Origin of the sequence: Pseudomonas viridiflava (genome assembly GCF_001642795.1) — a bacterium.
GTDB lineage: Bacteria > Pseudomonadota > Gammaproteobacteria > Pseudomonadales > Pseudomonadaceae > Aquipseudomonas > Aquipseudomonas viridiflava.
Genome location: NZ_LKEH01000035.1, coordinates 56,997 through 73,012, shown reverse-complemented (window position 1 = coordinate 73,012; position 16,016 = coordinate 56,997). Strand labels below are relative to the sequence as shown.

Below are 16,016 nucleotides of genomic sequence, written 5' to 3'. Positions count from 1 at the left end.
AGATATTCACTCACGAAGGGATTTCATTGTGCGCTGGCTCAGGATTGCCATAGCCTCAACCGTCGGGTTGATGACCTTGCTCTTCATGCTCTCGGCTCAAGCCGAACATGGATCGGGCTGGTCAACGTTGCTCGACGAAAAGGCAAGCCTGGACCTGGAGGAAATCCGTTCGGCGCGCTATCAGAATCAGTTCAGCCCTGTCGAACTCGAACGCGTCACTGCAGCGGGCAGACACAGCGCTGTCTGGCTGCACTATCGACAGCATCCGACCCAGCACGAGCAACTGCTGCGCATCTTCGCACCTGACCTTGCCACCGCCGACATGTACGTCATGGACGGAGATCGTCTGGTCGATTACATGCGCACAGGCAATGAAGTGCCCAGGCAGGATCAGCGACTGCCATCCAACGACTTTCTGCTGACCGTACCGCAGAGCAGCGTCCCGCTGGACATCTACCTCAGGCTGGTTTCAACCCAGCAAATGCGCCCCAGCATCACGCTGGAGCCCGCCATCGAAAGCGCGGCCGACGAAACCGAGCCGTTTCTGTTCGGCCTGCTGTTCGGTGCACTGGCCATGCTCATTGTTCAGAACCTGACCCGCTACGGACACTCCCGCTCGCGCAGCAATCTGTGGCTGGCGGCCTGTGAGGCCTTGCTTGCACTGAGCGCCCTGCTGCTGCTCAACCTGCTCAGCCCGCTCGAGTCCTGGAACATTGCACAGACTCCCGGCGCCCATCTCGCCTTGCTGATGGCCGCCATTGCCGGATTGATCTACACCTACTGCTTCTTTGTGCATCGCAACGTGAAAGTGCTGGATCGTCTGCTGCTGGGCAATGCCGTGCTCATGGGCATCGGTGCGCTGCTTGTGATGCTCGACGACGACCTGCCCATCAACATCCTGACCTTCGTGCTGGTTTCCCTGACCACGCTGAGCATCCTCGCGGTCTCGGTATGGCACTGGCAGAAAGGCTACCGCTCGGCGCGTCTGTTCGTGCTGGGCATGATCACCTTCAACATCGGCTACATGATCGTGCTGCCCGGCCTGCTGTGGCTGAGTCTGGTGCCGCCACAGTGGCTGATCCTCGCCCTGCTGTGCGTGTTCTGCATCAGCGGGCTGTTGATGAGCATCGCCCTCAGCGAGCGCCAGCGCAGCATCACCGAAGACCGATTCAGCATCAGCCGCGATCAGGCCGCCAGCACGGCCGAAATCAACGCCAAGGCCGAATTCCTGGCCAAGATCAGTCATGAGATCCGCACTCCGATGAATGGCGTGCTAGGCATGACCGAACTGCTGCTGGGCACACCGTTGTCGGTCAAGCAACGCGATTACGTGCAGACCATTCACAGCGCAGGCAACGAACTGCTCACGCTGATCAACGAAATTCTCGACATCACCAAGCTTGAATCGGGGCAGATCGAACTGGACGACGTGCAGTTCGACATCAGCGCGCTGGTCGAAGACTGTCTGAACATCTTCCGCGCCAAGGCCGAGCAACAGCAGGTCGAACTCATCAGCCTGATTCAGCCCCAGGTGCCTCGCGTAATCGGCGGTGACCCGACCCGACTGCGCCAGACACTGTTGAGCCTGCTGGAAAACGCACTCAAGAAAACCGAAGAAGGCGAAATCCTGCTGGCCGTCGCGCTGGATACCGCGAAATCCGGCACGCCGCGCCTGCGCATCTCCGTGCAGGACACTGGCGAATCGCTGTCGGATGAAGAACGCGATGCACTGCTGCATGCGGAACTGCACAGCAAGAATTTCCTGGCCAGCAGCAAGCTGGGCGGCCACCTCGGGCTGGTGATTGCGCGGCAACTGATCGTGCTGATGGATGGCGAATTCGGCATCCAGAACAGCGGCACGCCGGGCAATACCCTGTGGCTGACGCTGCCGCTGGACGCCAAGCTGCTGGAACAGCCCACCATCGATCTGGACAGCCCGCTGAAGGATGCCCGCGTGCTGGTGGTCGACGACAATGACACCTGCCGCAAGGTGCTGGTGCAGCAATGCAGCGCCTGGGGCCTGAACGTGAGTGCCGTGGCCTCCGGCAAGGAAGCGCTGGCCCTGCTGCGCACCAAGGCGCACCTGCGGGATTATTTCGACGTAGTGCTGCTGGATCAGAACATGCCCGGCATGACCGGCATGCAACTGTCGGCCAAGATCAAGGAAGACCCAAGCCTCAACCACGACATTCTGCTGATCATGCTGACCGGCATCAGCAATGCGCCGAGCAAGATCATCGCCCGTAACGCGGGCATCAAACGCATTCTGGCCAAGCCTGTGGCGGGCTACACGCTCAAGACCACACTGGCCGACGAATTGACCCAGTTGAACAAGGGCGTCACACCGATCAATCCGGCACCGGTGCTGAACATGCCGGTTCGTGTGCCCAGTGACTTCCGCATTCTGGTGGCAGAGGACAACAACATCTCGACCAAGGTGATCCGCGGCATGCTGGGCAAGCTCAACCTGCACCCCGACACGGCCAGCAATGGCGAGGAAGCCCTCCGCGCCATGAAAGCGCAGCGCTACGACCTGGTGCTGATGGACTGCGAAATGCCGATCCTCGACGGCTTCTCGGCCACCGAGCAGTTACGCGCTTGGGAAGTCGGCAACCAGCGCGTACGCACGCCGGTAGTAGCCCTGACCGCGCACATCCTTACCGAACACAAGGATCGTGCACGTCAGGCTGGTATGGACGGCCACATGGCCAAGCCGATCGAACTGTCTCAGCTGCGTGAGCTGGTCGAGCACTGGGTGGCGCAACGCGACAAGGTTCGCGGCCTCACATCGGCTGGCGAACTCTACCAGCAGAACTGACAACGTCAGGTCAGGCAGCGCGCTGCCTGATAGACTGCTCTCGCCCGCCCTCTGCCGCCAAGAGCCCACGCCATGCTCCATGTGTTGTCCAGCGTTTACCTGAAGATGCTGGTGCTTTACAGCCCATTCTTCGTCCTGTCCTGCTTCATCAGCCTGACCCGAGGCCACTCGCGCAAGGAACAGAAGCGCCTGGCCTGGAAAGTAGCGCTGGCAACGCTGGTTTCAAGCGTCCTGCTGTACCTGTTCGGGCGGGTGATTTTCGATGTGTTCGGGATCACGGTCGATGCGTTCCGTATCGGCGCCGGCAGCGTGCTATTCATCTCGGCGCTGGGCATGGCTCAGGGCAAGTCCGCAGTCCAGACCGACAACATCCAGCAGGACGTGACTATCGTTCCGCTGACCATCCCGATCACCGTCGGCCCTGGCACCATCGGCGCCCTGCTGGTCATGGGCGTGAGCCAGCCACACTGGGATGACAAGCTCACCGCCATTCTGAGCATTGCGCTGGCCAGTCTCACAGTCGGTGTGGTGCTTCACCTCTCCAACCGTATCGAGCGGATCCTCGGCGATCAGGGCCTGCAGATCGTCAGTCGGCTGATGGGGCTTTTCGTCTGTGCGCTGGCCGCGCAGATTATCTTTACCGGCGTCCGGGGCTATCTGGTGCCGTGAGCTGGTTCAGATCTGAACCGAACGAATCAGACTTTTGCTTCTTCCAGCCAGATAACGGATGACATCCTCGCGATGCGCCATATAGGTCCGGCTATCGAAGGTGTAACTTCCACCTTTGAAAAAGAACACCAGCCTGCGCCCACCAGCCGAATAAGTGTCCGCCACCAGCTGCAGACCACAGAGCAGCATCAGGATCTGACCGTTACCTGTCTTCGCGCAGGGTACGATCTGAAAGCTGCCAAGGCGTGATCTTCCAGAGCCCGACTTAAAATAGGCACCTGCTGCCTGATAGATGCCCGCCGCCTCGAATGAACGGCGGACAAGATCCCCGAGCAACTGATGATCACCCACGCCCTTGATGGCAAATGTCGCGTTTCTCAAGTCCGCCACACTGCTGACCAGCAGCGAATCATCCACGACCAGACTCCGGGCATGTAAGCCACGAACGTTGAGCCTGCTGCGGTAGTAGTGCATCCAGCTGCTCCACTGCTTCTCGAAGTCCAGATGCGCTCCGGCGAACAGCTGGGCATCCAGCAGTACATCCTGAAGATCATGACGTTCCTGGACAGACAGACCCGGCAGAAACGTCACCAGACTCGGTATGTTGCCCAGATAGACAGCGTTGTTTTTGTCCGCACTCATTGTGATATTCCCCTCCGTGGGATGTGCTCCGGGCTATAGCTGGATGACCGCCTCCCTGGCACGACGGGCCAATTCATCCTGAATACGTAAGCGTGCAGGATCAAACAGCTCGCGGCTGAACAGGTACGCCGCTCCGGCACAATCAACCCTCATCTCGCCACTGAGTACCTGCCACGGGAAAAAACCTTTTCTGAACGCCATCGTGGTCATTTGCAGGCCGCACAGCATGATAGAGGCCTTACCCTCGCCACTCATGACACAGGGCACCACCTGAATGCTTTCGGAGCGCCCTGAACTGAACCATGAATTGAAGAAAGCCTTGGCTTGTCCGCTGTTCATGAGCGTATCGAATGAGTGACCGAACAGCTCACGAAGCTCGGCAGAAGGGAATCCATTCAGAAACGGTTCATGCCGCAAGTCGCGAAGGCGGCGAATCATGAACATCGAATCAGCGATGATTGCGGTACGTTGCGCTCCGGCATCATCCACGGCCCCCCGGTAAGCCTCCAACCATCCCCTCCAGTTGCGTTGCACCGACGTCTCGTCATCGGCGCGAAACTGCGCATGGAGCAGGCAGTCGAGAATGTCCTGCCGCAGGTCAGCGCTGAAACCTTCCCCGAACGACACCAGGTTGTTTCCACACAAAACGCTGTCATGGCTGAGCGACATGGCTCACCTCCTCGATCGACATGACCAGCACGGGATCCTGCTTCTGCCGGGCGCTATGGAACACGTCGCGAAACGGTGCATAGACCTGCTCCATCAGACTCATGGAATAAGCGCTCACCTCAATATTTCCAACGATCTGTCCGGGATCGATCTGCTCGAACAAAAATCCATCCGTAAGCGCCTGGCGAGTCTGGAAATGCACCAGCGCCATATCAAGGGTGCGATCAGCAGCGATGAACCCCAATTGAAATGCGAAGGTGCTCTTCCCTTCCCTGGCTTTGCCTGACTGATCGTTGCTGTCCGCCAGGAAGTCCTCGACGCGCAGGGCCTGACTTGCCAGCAGCTTTATCGCTGCCTGTGCAGCAGGTTGCGCGCTTGCCAGTCGCATGAACGTTTCAGTCGAGGTCAGTGCCGAGCCCGGAACGGATACGGACAAGCCTTGCGCGGCAAGGCTCCAGACCGTATTCGGCGCTCCCGCCGCCAGTGGCTCGCTTACGTGCTCACTCGCTTTCAGCGCCCAGCCAAAACGCAGAGCAGCTGCGAGCCATAAATCCTTCCAGCTCTCGAAATCACTGAATCGTTCGTGTTTTTTAGAGGCTGCCAATTGCAGGTACAACATTGAATTCAGGATATCGTTCTGCCGGTCAGCCTCCAGCGCTTCGGGAAAGAACAACAGACTGCCCGCGTTGACCACACATCCTTTAAATACCTGTTCCATTCTCAGTTCCTTCTGAAAAGTTGCGGAAGCACAGGGCTTCCGCAGGCAAAGAATCAGATATCAAACTCTTCCAATGCATTCCTGGCGTTTTCATCAAGCTTCTTCTGAACCACATCGCGAACGCTGGCATAGACGCGAGTATTGAACACCAGGCTGTTTTCACCCTTGTAAGTCTCGACATCCGAATTCTGCCATTCCCAGAACATCACATTGGTCACATTGATGTTGCTGCTGAAGGCAACCGCACCCATGGCCAGGCTGACATCGCCATCGGCAGACTCGGCGCAGGCAGCGATCCGGAAGTTACCGCCACGATGGGTTTTGGTCTGGCGCTCGAAAAGACGCAGTGGCTCTTTCCTGGCGCTCAGGGCGGTGACCGCATCCTTGGCCACCTTCAACATGGCGAGCGATGCAGGCCCTGGCAGTGTTGCGGCAGCAATCGCCGAGCCCAGAATCTCCAGACCGACTTCATCCATGGTGAAACGTTGCTGGGTAGCGCGATAACGAGCATAGCTCCACTTGGTCGAAAGCCAACCCAGCTTGGAAAGTACCGTATTGAACAGACCGTACCACTGGTCACTCTGGGATTCGGGATTGTATTTGACGTTGGCAGCCAGGGTGGCGTAGAGCAGGGAGTTCATCACGTCGTCTTTATTCTGACGCGATACACCCTCGGCGAACGCGATAAGCGTGCCGCCTGCTACAGCCGCACCTGCACCCTCTCCACTTTCCTGAGGATCCGACAACAGGCTTGCGGCCGTCGGGAGCGCAGCCTGCGCGTCAACCTGTTCGGCAAGCGAACGCGAGGCGTCAGCCAGCTCGTAATTTGCCAGACCTGCGTAGTCCATTTGATCGATGTTATTCATGGTTGCTTCGTGCTTCATTTCATTAGTCCTTTAATTCATGAAAGTCCTTGTGGACGCAATCGAGAATAACCAAACCAGTCTGGAACGTTTCCATGGCCTACTTTGCAACGCCCGCACATAGGCGCAAGCGTCCAGCCCGATAAAGGAAAATTTGAATATCAGCGAAGTTGATCACTCCCCAGAAGACATGGGGGTTCACGAACTTTCATAAGAAGCCGAGGGAAACCGGCTACAGCGCCCGCCGCTCTAACGGAATAAATTCATTCAGGCCAGAACTCAAAAACCTGTCGAGATCACCGCGCACGTGTGAATGAGCTTCGGCGTTTTCCCACCTCCGTTTGGAAGAACGCCGACCGTCAGTTTCATAACTTCTCAGGTTTGGCGCCATACCAGCGTGGCGTGTAGACCCACAGACCGCCCTCATTGCGAGGAAAGGTACAGGTCAGAGACGAGCCGATCAGCACCATCGTGCGCATGTCCACCTGCTCCGGCGTCAACTCGCCCAGCGTGATGATCCGCAGGGTCTGACCCGGACGGCCAATGTCACGGCCCAGTGTGACCGGCGTCTCTGGCGTGCGGTGCTGACGCACGATCTCCAGTGCCCGGCCCAGTTGCCAGGGCCGCGAGCGGGAAATCGGGTTGTAGAACGCCAGCGCCAGATCAGCCTGACAGGCGAGGTCCAGACGCTTTTCGATAACGTCCCACGGCTTGAGGTTGTCCGAAAGCGAGAGCACGCAGAAGTCATGCCCCAGCGGCGCACCGGCCTGAGCGGCGGTTGCCAGCGAGGCCGAGACGCCGGGCAGGATTTCCAGTTCGACGGCGTGCCACTGCGGATTGTCCGACTCGTGCAGCGCTTCGAGTACGGCCGAGGCCATGGCGAACACACCGGGATCGCCCGACGACACCACCACCACAGAGCGACCTTGTGCTGCCAGCTCGAACGCATGGCGTGCCCGCATCATCTCCTCGCGATTATCGGTGCAGTGCAACACCTGATCCGCGCGAAACGGCCCGGCCATGCGCACGTAGGTTTCGTAACCCAGTACGTCATTGGCCCGCGCCAGTTCGGCCTTGACTGCGGGCACCATCAGGTCTGCCGCGCCCGGCCCCAGGCCGATCACAGCAAGACGCCCACGGCCACGACCGATGAGGCTCACGTCCAGCGGCTGAGCCGCGACCGAGATAGCCAGGCCCGAACTGCTCACAGGTGGCAGTAATTGCGGGACCGCACTCATCGCCATCTCATTGGGCGAGCCCGCAGCGGCAAAACGCACCGGCACGTCCAGCTCTGCGGCAGCCTGATGCAGCAGCGCATTGGCCATGTGGTGCTCACCCGCCAGCAGGCAGGCCAGAGACTGTTCGGCAATGCGGGCATCACGCAGGGCCTGACGAACCCGAGACGTCAGTTCAGGCGAGCAATCGTCCACCGCCACCAGCACGTTGCGCGGATAGATCAGCAGTTCGTTGGCCGACGGTTCACGCAGACCGGAGCCAATGTGGATCGACAGTTCTGCCTGCGGATCTTCAGGCAGTTGCGCCTGAGCCAGCCAGGGCGCGTCACCTTCGATACGTACCTGCTCGCCGGACAGCAGATCGGACACGAAGCGCTTGCCCAGCTCCAGATCGCCCAGCGCATAGCCACTCGGCGGATTGAGCAGACACGTGCCGAATCGCAGTTCACCACTGGTGGTGATCGCCGGATTGACCGCAAGGCCTGCGGCAATTGTGCGGGCCATGACGTTGACGCCGCCCAGCCCGCCGAGCAGCGGCACCACCGCGCTGCCATCTTCAGCCACGGCCAGCACCGGCGGCTCGACGCCCTTCTCCAGCAACAGCGAGGCCAGGGTGCGTATCACGATGCCCGCCGCGCACAGCGCAATGATCGGGGTGTTCTGCTGATAGAGCTGACGCACGGTGGCGCCGAATTCGGTGTAGGTGCTATCAGCGCCCTGTACTCGTTCAGCCAGACCGTGAATCACTGCATCGGGATACAGACGCTGGATACGCCGTGCGGTCGCAAGGCTGCCGTTGCCGAGAATGACGATGGCGGGAATGTTGTGCGTCATCAGCCTTGCCACCTGTCGCCGGGAACAATGATCAACGAGAAATAGGGCGAGGACATCGGGTCGACCTGATCCAGCGGCACGATCTTCTGATTGGCCATGGTGGCCCGCTCGACGTAAAGCGCACGTTCGTGCATGCCCAGTTCGGTCAGCACTTCTCGCACCTTATGGAAGTTGCGACCCAGCTTCATGATCACCGCCGCGTCGGCATCGGCGAGCTTGCGTTTCAGGTCTTCATGGGAGAGCACGCCAGACAGCACCGACAGGCTCTGATTGCGATACACCAGTGGCGCACCCAGCACCGAAGCGCCGCCCAGCATCGAGCAGACGCCCGGAATCACCTCAGCTTCGTAACGCTCGGCCAGACGGTCGTGCAGGTACATGTAGGAGCCGTAGAAGAACGGGTCGCCTTCGCAGATCACCGCCACGTCCCGGCCGGCATCCAGATGCGCGGCGACCTGTTGGCTCGACTCGTCATAGAAATCACTGATGACTTTTTCGTACGACAACGGCGCAGGCAGCGCTTCGGTGGTGACCGGGTAGACCAGCGGCATCAGCGTCTGCACCTCCTGAAGGTGCGCCTCAATAATGCCGAACGCGTTGCCTTTCTTGCCCTTGGCCACGAAATACGCGACCACCGGCGACTCTCGCAGCAGGCGTAGCGCCTTCACGGTAATCAGTTCCGGGTCGCCGGGGCCGACACCCAGGCCAATCAATCGACCGCGTGCCTGCATCATTCGATCTCCGTGGCCAGTGCGTTGACGGCGGCCACAGCCATGGCGCTGCCGCCACGACGGCCCTGCATGATCACGAACGGCACGCCACGGCTGTCAGCGGCGAGCATGGCCTTGGATTCGGCGGCGCCGACGAAGCCAACCGGGAAACCGAGGATCAGCGCAGGCTTGGGCGCACCGGCATCGAGCATTTCCAGCAGATAGAACAGCGCCGTCGGCGCGTTGCCGATCACCACCACACTGCCTTCCAGGTGCGGACGCCACAGTTCCAGCGCCACGGCGGAACGGGTGTTGCCCAATTCCAGCGCCATCTCGCGTACGCCTTCGTCGTGCAGCGTGCAGATGATTTCGTTATTGGCCGGCAGACGCGTGCGGGTGATGCCCTCGGACACCATGCGCGCATCACACAGGATCGGTGCGCCCGCCGCCAGCGCATCACGCCCGGCCTTGCCTGCACCCGGCGAGAAGCGCAGGTCTTCGATGACTTCGACCATTCCGCAGGCGTGGATCACGCGCACGGCGAGTTTTTCCAGGTCGGCAGGGATCGTGTCCAGGCGCGCTTCAGCGCGAATGATCGAGAAGGAGTTGCGATAAATCTCCTGACCATCGCGGATGTAATCAATCATGCATGTTGCTCCGTGAGTCGGCGTTCAACAACGCACCGACTGCTTCAATAGTGAGGTCACGCGCGCGCAGCACACCGAAACCGGCATGGGCTGCGTCGCGAAAATAAAGGTCATAGCGGCCGGGCGAGACGGCCAGCAGGGTCACGGGCGCCACATGCGCCGCCGCGCAGGAACGTCGGCAACCCGTGAGGTGCACCGCCTGGCTTTCATGCAAGCTGGCGGCCAGCAATCGGGCGTCAGACTTGGTGTCGGCCAGTCCTTTGGCACACCCGGCAGAACCGGTGCAGGCAGCAATGTGCGCCAGCGGCTCCTCGACCGAGCCGATCAGGCCGGCAGCCTGCAACGCATTGAGCACATCCGGTCCTCGTTCGACCGGAACGTTGGGCAGCATCAGGCTTTGCCAGGGCGCCAGGCGCAAAGAGCCGTCGCCCTGCTCCGTGGCCAGTTGCGCGACAGCCGAGAGCATCCCGGCATCCAGACGTCCCAGCGGTACGGCAGCGCCCACCGCGACCAAGCCTGCATCGGCCTGTGGATAAATCCCGATATGGCGATCTGGCTGGATGGCAGGACGTTGCCAATCTGTAATCCCGGGCTCGACGCGCAAGGCGACGTTCAAGCGCGCTGAAAGCCGGCTGAGGATTTCGTCGGTCGATACCTCGGCCAGCAGATGGCGCATGCGGGTGTGCTCCGGGCGCGCCAGATCGAGAAACAGCTCCAGCAACCCCACGACCAGTGCCTGTCCGTAGACCAGAGGCACCGCGCCCAAAGGCTTGTCACGAGCCGGACAGCCTGCCAGACCGAACGCCAGCATCATCTGGTCGCCATGCTTCAGCGCCGAAAGCCACAGGTCATGAGGATGCTCCAGCATCACCAGCGCTTCGCCAGCGTCCAGCGAAATCGCGAACTTGGGCGACAGCTCGTGGAAGCGCGGATGCGTTTCCAGCGCCGCGAGAATCTGCGCTGCCAGCGGCCGGGCATCGAACAGGCTCTGCGCATCCAGGCCGGCCACCGGGCTGAGCATCAGGTTGCGCACATCGTCGCTGTCGGGATTGTCCGGGCCGAGACCTGCGTCCATCAGGACACGGATCAGCCCATCGTGGTCATCGCCTACGCCGCGAATCTGCAGGTTGGAGCGGTTGGTGGCTTCGATCACGCCCTGTGCATAAGTCCGCGCCGCGTGAGCCACAGCCTGCGCCTGCGCGGCCAGCAGCACCCCGCCGGGCAGTTTGATCCGGCAGATGCCACCGTCCAGCGCCGGGACGATACGCAGCAACCCCGGACAGGCCGAGGGGCGTAGCGTTGCGCTGGATGTGCGAGCGTACTTCTGCTCGTTCAAGGGATCACCTGGCAGGAACCGGCTGGAGCCGTACGTGGATTAGAGCACTTGTACCCCGTCGGGCGCGGTATTATGCCTGCTTTGTCCGCAGGCATGAAAAGGCGCTCTGTCGGAAGTTCGGATTGAGGGGTGTGCATGTCGCCTTGGCTGACAGTCGTGGGAATCGGAGAAGACGGTTACAAAGGCCTGGGCAGGAACGCCCGGCATGCTCTGCTGCACGCCGATCAGGTGTTCGGCGGGCCGCGCCAGCTGGCCTTGCTGCCGCCTTGCATCCGCGCGGAACGTCGTACATGGCCGAGTCCTTTTTCGCTCAATACCGTTCTGGAACAGCGCGGCGCCGAAGTCTGCGTGCTGGCCAGCGGTGATCCGATGCTGTTCGGCGTTGGCGCCAGCCTGAGTCGTGTCGTCGCCATCGATGAGATGCGCGTCCTGCCAGCCCCCTCTTCCTATTCACTGGCCGCAGCGCGGCTGGGCTGGCCGTTGCAGGAGGTCGTCACGCTGTCGGTGGTTGCCCGTCCGGTCGCCGCGCTCAATGCCCATATTCATCACGGCGTGCGCCTGCTGGTACTGAGCAACGACGGCAGCAGTCCGGCGATCATTGCCGGGCTGTTGCGTGAGCGCGGTTTCGGCCCCAGTTACATGACCGTGCTGGAGCACCTGGGCGGCGACGCCGAACGACGTGTCGACGGACTGGCCGGCGAATGGGGCAACCCTGACATTGCGGCGTTGAATCTAGTCGCCATCGACTGCCGCGCCGATGCCAATGCCACACGCCTGACGACGCTGGCAGGCTTGCCGGACAGCGCGTTCGAGCATGACGGCCAGTTGACCAAGCGTGACGTCAGGGCAATCACACTGGCCCGCCTGGCCCCGGTGCCGGGCGAGTTGCTGTGGGATGTCGGTGCCGGTTGCGGCTCCATCGGCATCGAGTGGATGCGTGCCCACCCGACCTGTCGCACGCTGGCCATCGAGGCTGACGAAGGACGCCAGCAACTGATCGAATTCAATCGCGATGCACTCGGCGTGCCTGGCCTGCAGCTGGTGCGCGGCACGGCACCTCAGGCCCTGAGCGGTCTTGAACGGCCGGACGCAATCTTCATCGGCGGAGGCGTGACCCGTACTGGCGTGCTGGACGCCTGCTGGGAGCAGTTGCGTTCTGGTGGCAGGCTGGTCGCCAATGCGGTCACGCTGCAAAGCGAAACAGCACTGATGGCCTGGCGCGAGCGTTACGGCGGCGAACTGACCCGCATCCACGTCGCCCACGCGCAGCCGTTGGGCGAGTTCGACACCTGGCGTCAGGCCCTGCCGATCACCCTGCTGGATGTGGTCAAGCCCTGATGCGTGACGAGACCGCCGAACAACCCGCCCCGCTGCGCAGCGGCCTGACCACGGGGAGCTGCGCGACCGCGACCAGCCTCGCTGCGGCCAGGTTGCTGCTCAGCGGGCAGGTGAACGATGCGGTGGAGATCGTGCTGCCCAAGGGCAAACAGGTGCAGATGCGTCTGGAATTCTGCCGCTGTGTGGATGATTACGCCGAAGCGGGCACGCTGAAGGATGCAGGCGACGATCCCGACGTGACCCACGGTGCGCTGGTCTTCGCCCGTGTCAGGCTCGAATCCGAGCCCGGCGTGCGCTTCATCGCGGGAGCAGGCGTGGGCACGGTAACCCGCCCCGGTCTGGTGCTGGGCGTTGGTGAGCCCGCCATCAATCCTGTGCCACGTCGCATGATGACCGAGCATCTGATGCATCTGGCCGAATCGCTGAGCTATGAAGGGGGATTCGAGGTCACGATCGGGGTCGAGGGTGGTGAAGCACTGGCGCTCAAAACCATGAACCCGCGCCTGGGGATTCTCGGCGGGTTGTCGATTCTGGGCACCAGCGGCATTGTCCGGCCATTTTCCTGCGCGGCCTATATCGCCTCGATTCATCAAGGCATCGATGTCGCATTCACCAACGGCTACGTGCACATCGCCGCCTGCACCGGCAACGCCAGCGAAGACACCATGCGCCGGGTCTACAACATTCCAGACATCGCCCTGATCGAAATGGGCGACTTCGTCGGCGCAGTACTCAAGCATCTGCGCAAGGTGCCTGTCACCCGACTCAGCCTGTGCGGCGGCTTCGGCAAGATCAGCAAACTCGCCGCCGGGCACATGGACCTGCACAGCCGTCATTCCAGCATCGACCTGCCACAGCTTGCACTTTGGGCGGCCGATATCGGGGCCGATGCTGCGTTGCAACAGCAGATACGCGACGCCAACACCAGTCAACAGGCCCTGGCGATGAGTGCTGCGGTCGGTGTGCCGCTGGGTGACGCCGTCTGCCAGCACGCCCTGAATTTCGCCCGCAGCATGGTGCCCGCCAGCGTGCAGGTCGAGGTGTTTGCCATTGACCGCCAGGGCGGGATCGTCGGGCAGGCGGGCGTTGCGTCACGTGGAGAAACCGTATGAAACGCATTCTGTTGTTGGGTGGCATCACCGAAGCCCTGGCCATCGCCCGAACGCTGGGGCCAGAGCATATTTACAGTCTGGCGGGCGTCGGCCGGGTGCCGACCGATCTGAAGTGCCAACTGAAAGTCGGTGGTTATGGCGGCGCCGAAGGCATGGCGCAGTACATTCGCGAGCAGAACGTCGACCTTTTGCTGGACGCCACACACCCTTACGCAGCACAAATCAGCCACAACGCTGCGCTCGCGGCGAAAAGCGCAGGCATTCCCTGCTGGGCCTTGCGCCGCACCGCCTGGACAGCAGGCCCCGGCGATGACTGGCGGGAAGTGACTGACTGGCCGGAACTGGTCGCGGCGCTGGCGCCGTTCGAGCGCCCCTTCTTCACCCTGGGTCGCGAGCCGCTGCAGCATCTGGAGGAAATCCCCGAGCATCAGTTCTGGACCCTTCGCGCACTGGACAGCTACCCCGGCAACGAACGCTGCGACGTCATCGGCGCGCGCGGCCCCTTCCATCTGGAGGACGAACGACAGCTGTTCGAGCAACGCCGCATCGACGTACTGATCAGCAAGAACAGCGGCAGCGGCTCCACCGAGCCCAAGCTCGACATCGCGCGCGAACGCGGCGTGCCGGTGCTGATCCTGAAACGGCCCGAATTGCCAGCAGCGGATCGGGTGCTGTGGAGTGTGGACGAGGTGTTGCAAGCGCTCGTGTAATGACGGGGGCTGCGCCAATTCGGCTATAGCAGACTTCTATTGGACACACGCCCTACCCTGTCCGATCATTCCCGGCACATCGCAACACCCTTCCCAAGGAGCACCCTGCCATGAGCAAGCCAAAACGGCCGAACAAGGCCAAATCCATCATCGCCCAACCATTGTTCCGCAGCCGACAGGAACAACCCGCCAAGGGCAAAGGCAGCTACCGCCGCGAAGCCTTCCAGTCTAAAAGCTGGGAGGCTTCTTCCGTTATAGCGGCCTGATATCAAGCAACATCTCCGGGGCGCTTTTGGATGCTTGGCCGTGTTATGGTCTGCACCTAACGGTAATACCCTTGGACTCAAGCATGCCTTCTTGTTTTACCCATCGCCCGCAGTTGCGCCAACTCATCGCCGCCTCCAGCCTTATCGCATTGGTAGCTTGCGCAGAAAAACCCACTGCAGCCGATGCCACGCCTCTCCAAGCCGCCAAAGCCCAGACCGCCGCTCCGGCCGTTGCGCCAACACCCGCACTGGTTGTCGATGACTCGCTGACCATTCAGCCCGCCGTCAGCTTCGCCGAATGGCAGGCAGGTTTTCGCGCTCAGGCCCTGAAAGCCGGGATCCGCGCCGACGTCTTCGATCAGGCTTTTGCCGGGGTCACGCCGGACATGAGTGTCGTCAAGGCCGATCGCAGCCAGCCCGAGTTCAGCCGCCCGGTGTGGGAATATCTGGACGGTGCGATTTCCGCCGCTCGTGTGCGTAAAGGTCAGGCACTGCTCTCGCAATACGCTGATGATCTGCAGAAGATCGAACAGCAGTACGGCGTGGACCGTCAGGCGCTGGTCGCGGTGTGGGGCATGGAGAGTAACTTCGGACAGTTCCAGGGTTCGCAGTCGGTCATCCGCTCGCTGGCAACGCTGGCCTACGAAGGCCGCCGTCCGGGCTTTGCGCAGAGCCAATTGCTCGCCGCACTGGAAATCCTTCAGCATGGCGACATCACGCCAGACAGAATGCTGGGCTCCTGGGCTGGCGCGATGGGCCAGACCCAGTTCATTCCGACGACCTACAACACCCACGCCGTTGACTTCGATGGCGACGGCCGCCGCGACATCTGGAACACGCCAGCCGATGCCCTCGCCTCCACTGCGCATTACCTGCAAAGCTCCGGCTGGCAGCGCGGTCAGCCGTGGGGCTTTGAGGTCGTTCTGAGTTCAGGTTTCGACTATGCACTGGCCGACTCGACGACTCGCAAAAGCCTGGCCGAATGGCAGCAACTGGGTCTGAAACAGCCAGACGGTTCAGCGATTCCGGTCGCGGCCAGTCAGCAACAGGCAGCGCTGCTGTTGCCAGCCGGTTATCGCGGCCCGGCGTTCCTGGTGCTGGATAACTTCCGCGCGATCCTCAAGTACAACAACTCGACGTCCTACGCGCTGGCGATCAGTCTGCTTTCCGATCGATTCAAGGGCGCAGGCTATGTCGTGGGCAGTTGGCCACGCGGAGACGTGCCGCTGAGCCGCTCTGAGCGCATCGAGCTGCAAACCCTGCTCTCTGCCCGTCAATATGACGCAGGCGCGCCAGACGGCATCATCGGCGCCAATACGCGCAAGGCCATCCGCAGCGCACAACAATCATTCGGCTGGCCCGCCGATGGCTACCCGACGCATGAACTGCTGAACAACCTGCGCAAGCCTTGAGAAGGTGACGCAGAGTGTGGGCACGATCAACATCACA

15 protein-coding genes are annotated in these 16,016 nt (G+C 61.5%); 7 read left to right on the top strand and 8 right to left on the bottom strand.

Going from position 1 to position 16,016, the window contains the following annotated elements:
- The first annotated feature begins 28 nt into the window (after nt 1-28).
- Both retS and AO065_RS19805 read left to right on the top strand, forming a co-directional pair.
- Entirely contained in the window at nt 29-2,818 is a 2,790-nt protein-coding gene (retS, locus tag AO065_RS19810; RefSeq protein ID WP_032651962.1) for a hybrid sensor histidine kinase/response regulator RetS, read from the top strand.
- Nucleotides 2,819-2,890: 72 nt separating this feature from the next.
- Nucleotides 2,891-3,487 (top strand): MarC family protein, encoded by a 597-nt coding sequence (locus AO065_RS19805; RefSeq protein ID WP_004885780.1) that lies wholly within the window; start codon nt 2,891-2,893, stop codon nt 3,485-3,487.
- A 6-nt stretch (nt 3,488-3,493) separates the two neighbouring features.
- Here AO065_RS19805 and AO065_RS19800 read toward each other — a convergent pair whose 3' ends face one another.
- The 8 genes from AO065_RS19800 to cobG all read right to left on the bottom strand — a co-directional run bounded on the left by AO065_RS19800 (nt 3,494) and on the right by cobG (nt 11,141).
- Complete coding sequence (locus tag AO065_RS19800) at nt 3,494-4,129, bottom strand: hypothetical protein (protein WP_004885782.1); 636 nt, start codon at nt 4,127-4,129, stop codon at nt 3,494-3,496.
- A 33-nt stretch (nt 4,130-4,162) separates the two neighbouring features.
- Entirely contained in the window at nt 4,163-4,798 is a 636-nt protein-coding gene (locus tag AO065_RS19795; RefSeq protein ID WP_004885785.1) for a hypothetical protein, read from the bottom strand.
- Nucleotides 4,782-5,417: a hypothetical protein gene (locus tag AO065_RS19790; protein ID WP_134701581.1), complete on the bottom strand. Its 636-nt coding sequence runs from the start codon at nt 5,415-5,417 to the stop codon at nt 4,782-4,784. The genes AO065_RS19795 and AO065_RS19790 overlap by 17 nt, the downstream gene beginning before the upstream one ends.
- Nucleotides 5,418-5,569: 152 nt before the next feature.
- Nucleotides 5,570-6,400, bottom strand: a complete 831-nt coding sequence (locus AO065_RS19785; RefSeq protein ID WP_004885790.1) for a hypothetical protein — start codon at nt 6,398-6,400, stop codon at nt 5,570-5,572.
- Between the two features lie 344 nt (nt 6,401-6,744).
- Nucleotides 6,745-8,448 (bottom strand): precorrin-3B C(17)-methyltransferase, encoded by a 1,704-nt coding sequence (gene cobJ / locus AO065_RS19780; RefSeq protein ID WP_004885794.1) that lies wholly within the window; start codon nt 8,446-8,448, stop codon nt 6,745-6,747.
- Entirely contained in the window at nt 8,448-9,179 is a 732-nt protein-coding gene (locus AO065_RS19775) for a precorrin-2 C(20)-methyltransferase (RefSeq protein WP_004885798.1), read from the bottom strand. The genes cobJ and AO065_RS19775 overlap by 1 nt, the downstream gene beginning before the upstream one ends.
- Entirely contained in the window at nt 9,179-9,805 is a 627-nt protein-coding gene (locus AO065_RS19770; protein ID WP_004885801.1) for a precorrin-8X methylmutase, read from the bottom strand. The genes AO065_RS19775 and AO065_RS19770 overlap by 1 nt, the downstream gene beginning before the upstream one ends.
- Complete coding sequence (gene cobG, locus AO065_RS19765) at nt 9,798-11,141, bottom strand: precorrin-3B synthase (RefSeq protein ID WP_004885808.1); 1,344 nt, start codon at nt 11,139-11,141, stop codon at nt 9,798-9,800. The genes AO065_RS19770 and cobG overlap by 8 nt, the downstream gene beginning before the upstream one ends.
- Before the next feature lie 135 nt (nt 11,142-11,276).
- On the opposite strand from cobG, the gene AO065_RS19760 reads away from it, so the two are divergent.
- The 5 genes from AO065_RS19760 to AO065_RS19740 all read left to right on the top strand — a co-directional run bounded on the left by AO065_RS19760 (nt 11,277) and on the right by AO065_RS19740 (nt 15,979).
- Nucleotides 11,277-12,479 (top strand): bifunctional cobalt-precorrin-7 (C(5))-methyltransferase/cobalt-precorrin-6B (C(15))-methyltransferase, encoded by a 1,203-nt coding sequence (locus AO065_RS19760; RefSeq protein ID WP_004885812.1) that lies wholly within the window; start codon nt 11,277-11,279, stop codon nt 12,477-12,479.
- A complete protein-coding gene (locus AO065_RS19755) occupies nt 12,479-13,591 on the top strand; it encodes a cobalt-precorrin-5B (C(1))-methyltransferase (protein WP_004885815.1) in 1,113 nt (370 codons plus the stop codon). The genes AO065_RS19760 and AO065_RS19755 overlap by 1 nt, the downstream gene beginning before the upstream one ends.
- On the top strand, nt 13,588-14,301 hold the full coding sequence (locus AO065_RS19750) for a cobalt-precorrin-6A reductase (protein ID WP_004885821.1): 714 nt from the start codon (nt 13,588-13,590) through the stop codon (nt 14,299-14,301). The genes AO065_RS19755 and AO065_RS19750 overlap by 4 nt, the downstream gene beginning before the upstream one ends.
- A 110-nt stretch (nt 14,302-14,411) precedes the next feature.
- Nucleotides 14,412-14,567 carry an alternative ribosome rescue factor ArfA gene (gene arfA, locus AO065_RS19745; protein ID WP_004885826.1) on the top strand — a complete coding sequence of 52 codons (156 nt, stop codon included), beginning with the start codon at nt 14,412-14,414 and terminating at the stop codon, nt 14,565-14,567.
- A gap of 83 nt (nt 14,568-14,650) precedes the next feature.
- The gene (locus tag AO065_RS19740) at nt 14,651-15,979 is read left to right on the top strand and encodes a lytic murein transglycosylase (protein WP_004885829.1); all 1,329 of its coding nucleotides are present in this window, start codon (nt 14,651-14,653) and stop codon (nt 15,977-15,979) included.
- Nucleotides 15,980-16,016 lie beyond the last annotated feature (37 nt).

Coding starts and splice junctions, on each gene's coding strand:
- AO065_RS19805 (WP_004885780.1), top strand. CDS start 2,891: ATGCTCCATGTGTTGTCCAGCGTTTACCTGAAGATGCTGGTGCTTTAC.
- AO065_RS19800 (WP_004885782.1), bottom strand. CDS start 4,129: ATGAGTGCGGACAAAAACAACGCTGTCTATCTGGGCAACATACCGAGT.
- AO065_RS19795 (WP_004885785.1), bottom strand. CDS start 4,798: ATGTCGCTCAGCCATGACAGCGTTTTGTGTGGAAACAACCTGGTGTCG.
- AO065_RS19790 (WP_134701581.1), bottom strand. CDS start 5,417: ATGTTGTACCTGCAATTGGCAGCCTCTAAAAAACACGAACGATTCAGT.
- AO065_RS19785 (WP_004885790.1), bottom strand. CDS start 6,400: ATGAAGCACGAAGCAACCATGAATAACATCGATCAAATGGACTACGCA.
- cobJ (WP_004885794.1), bottom strand. CDS start 8,448: ATGACGCACAACATTCCCGCCATCGTCATTCTCGGCAACGGCAGCCTT.
- AO065_RS19775 (WP_004885798.1), bottom strand. CDS start 9,179: ATGCAGGCACGCGGTCGATTGATTGGCCTGGGTGTCGGCCCCGGCGAC.
- AO065_RS19770 (WP_004885801.1), bottom strand. CDS start 9,805: ATGATTGATTACATCCGCGATGGTCAGGAGATTTATCGCAACTCCTTC.
- AO065_RS19760 (WP_004885812.1), top strand. CDS start 11,277: ATGTCGCCTTGGCTGACAGTCGTGGGAATCGGAGAAGACGGTTACAAA.
- AO065_RS19755 (WP_004885815.1), top strand. CDS start 12,479: ATGCGTGACGAGACCGCCGAACAACCCGCCCCGCTGCGCAGCGGCCTG.
- AO065_RS19750 (WP_004885821.1), top strand. CDS start 13,588: ATGAAACGCATTCTGTTGTTGGGTGGCATCACCGAAGCCCTGGCCATC.
- arfA (WP_004885826.1), top strand. CDS start 14,412: ATGAGCAAGCCAAAACGGCCGAACAAGGCCAAATCCATCATCGCCCAA.
- AO065_RS19740 (WP_004885829.1), top strand. CDS start 14,651: ATGCCTTCTTGTTTTACCCATCGCCCGCAGTTGCGCCAACTCATCGCC.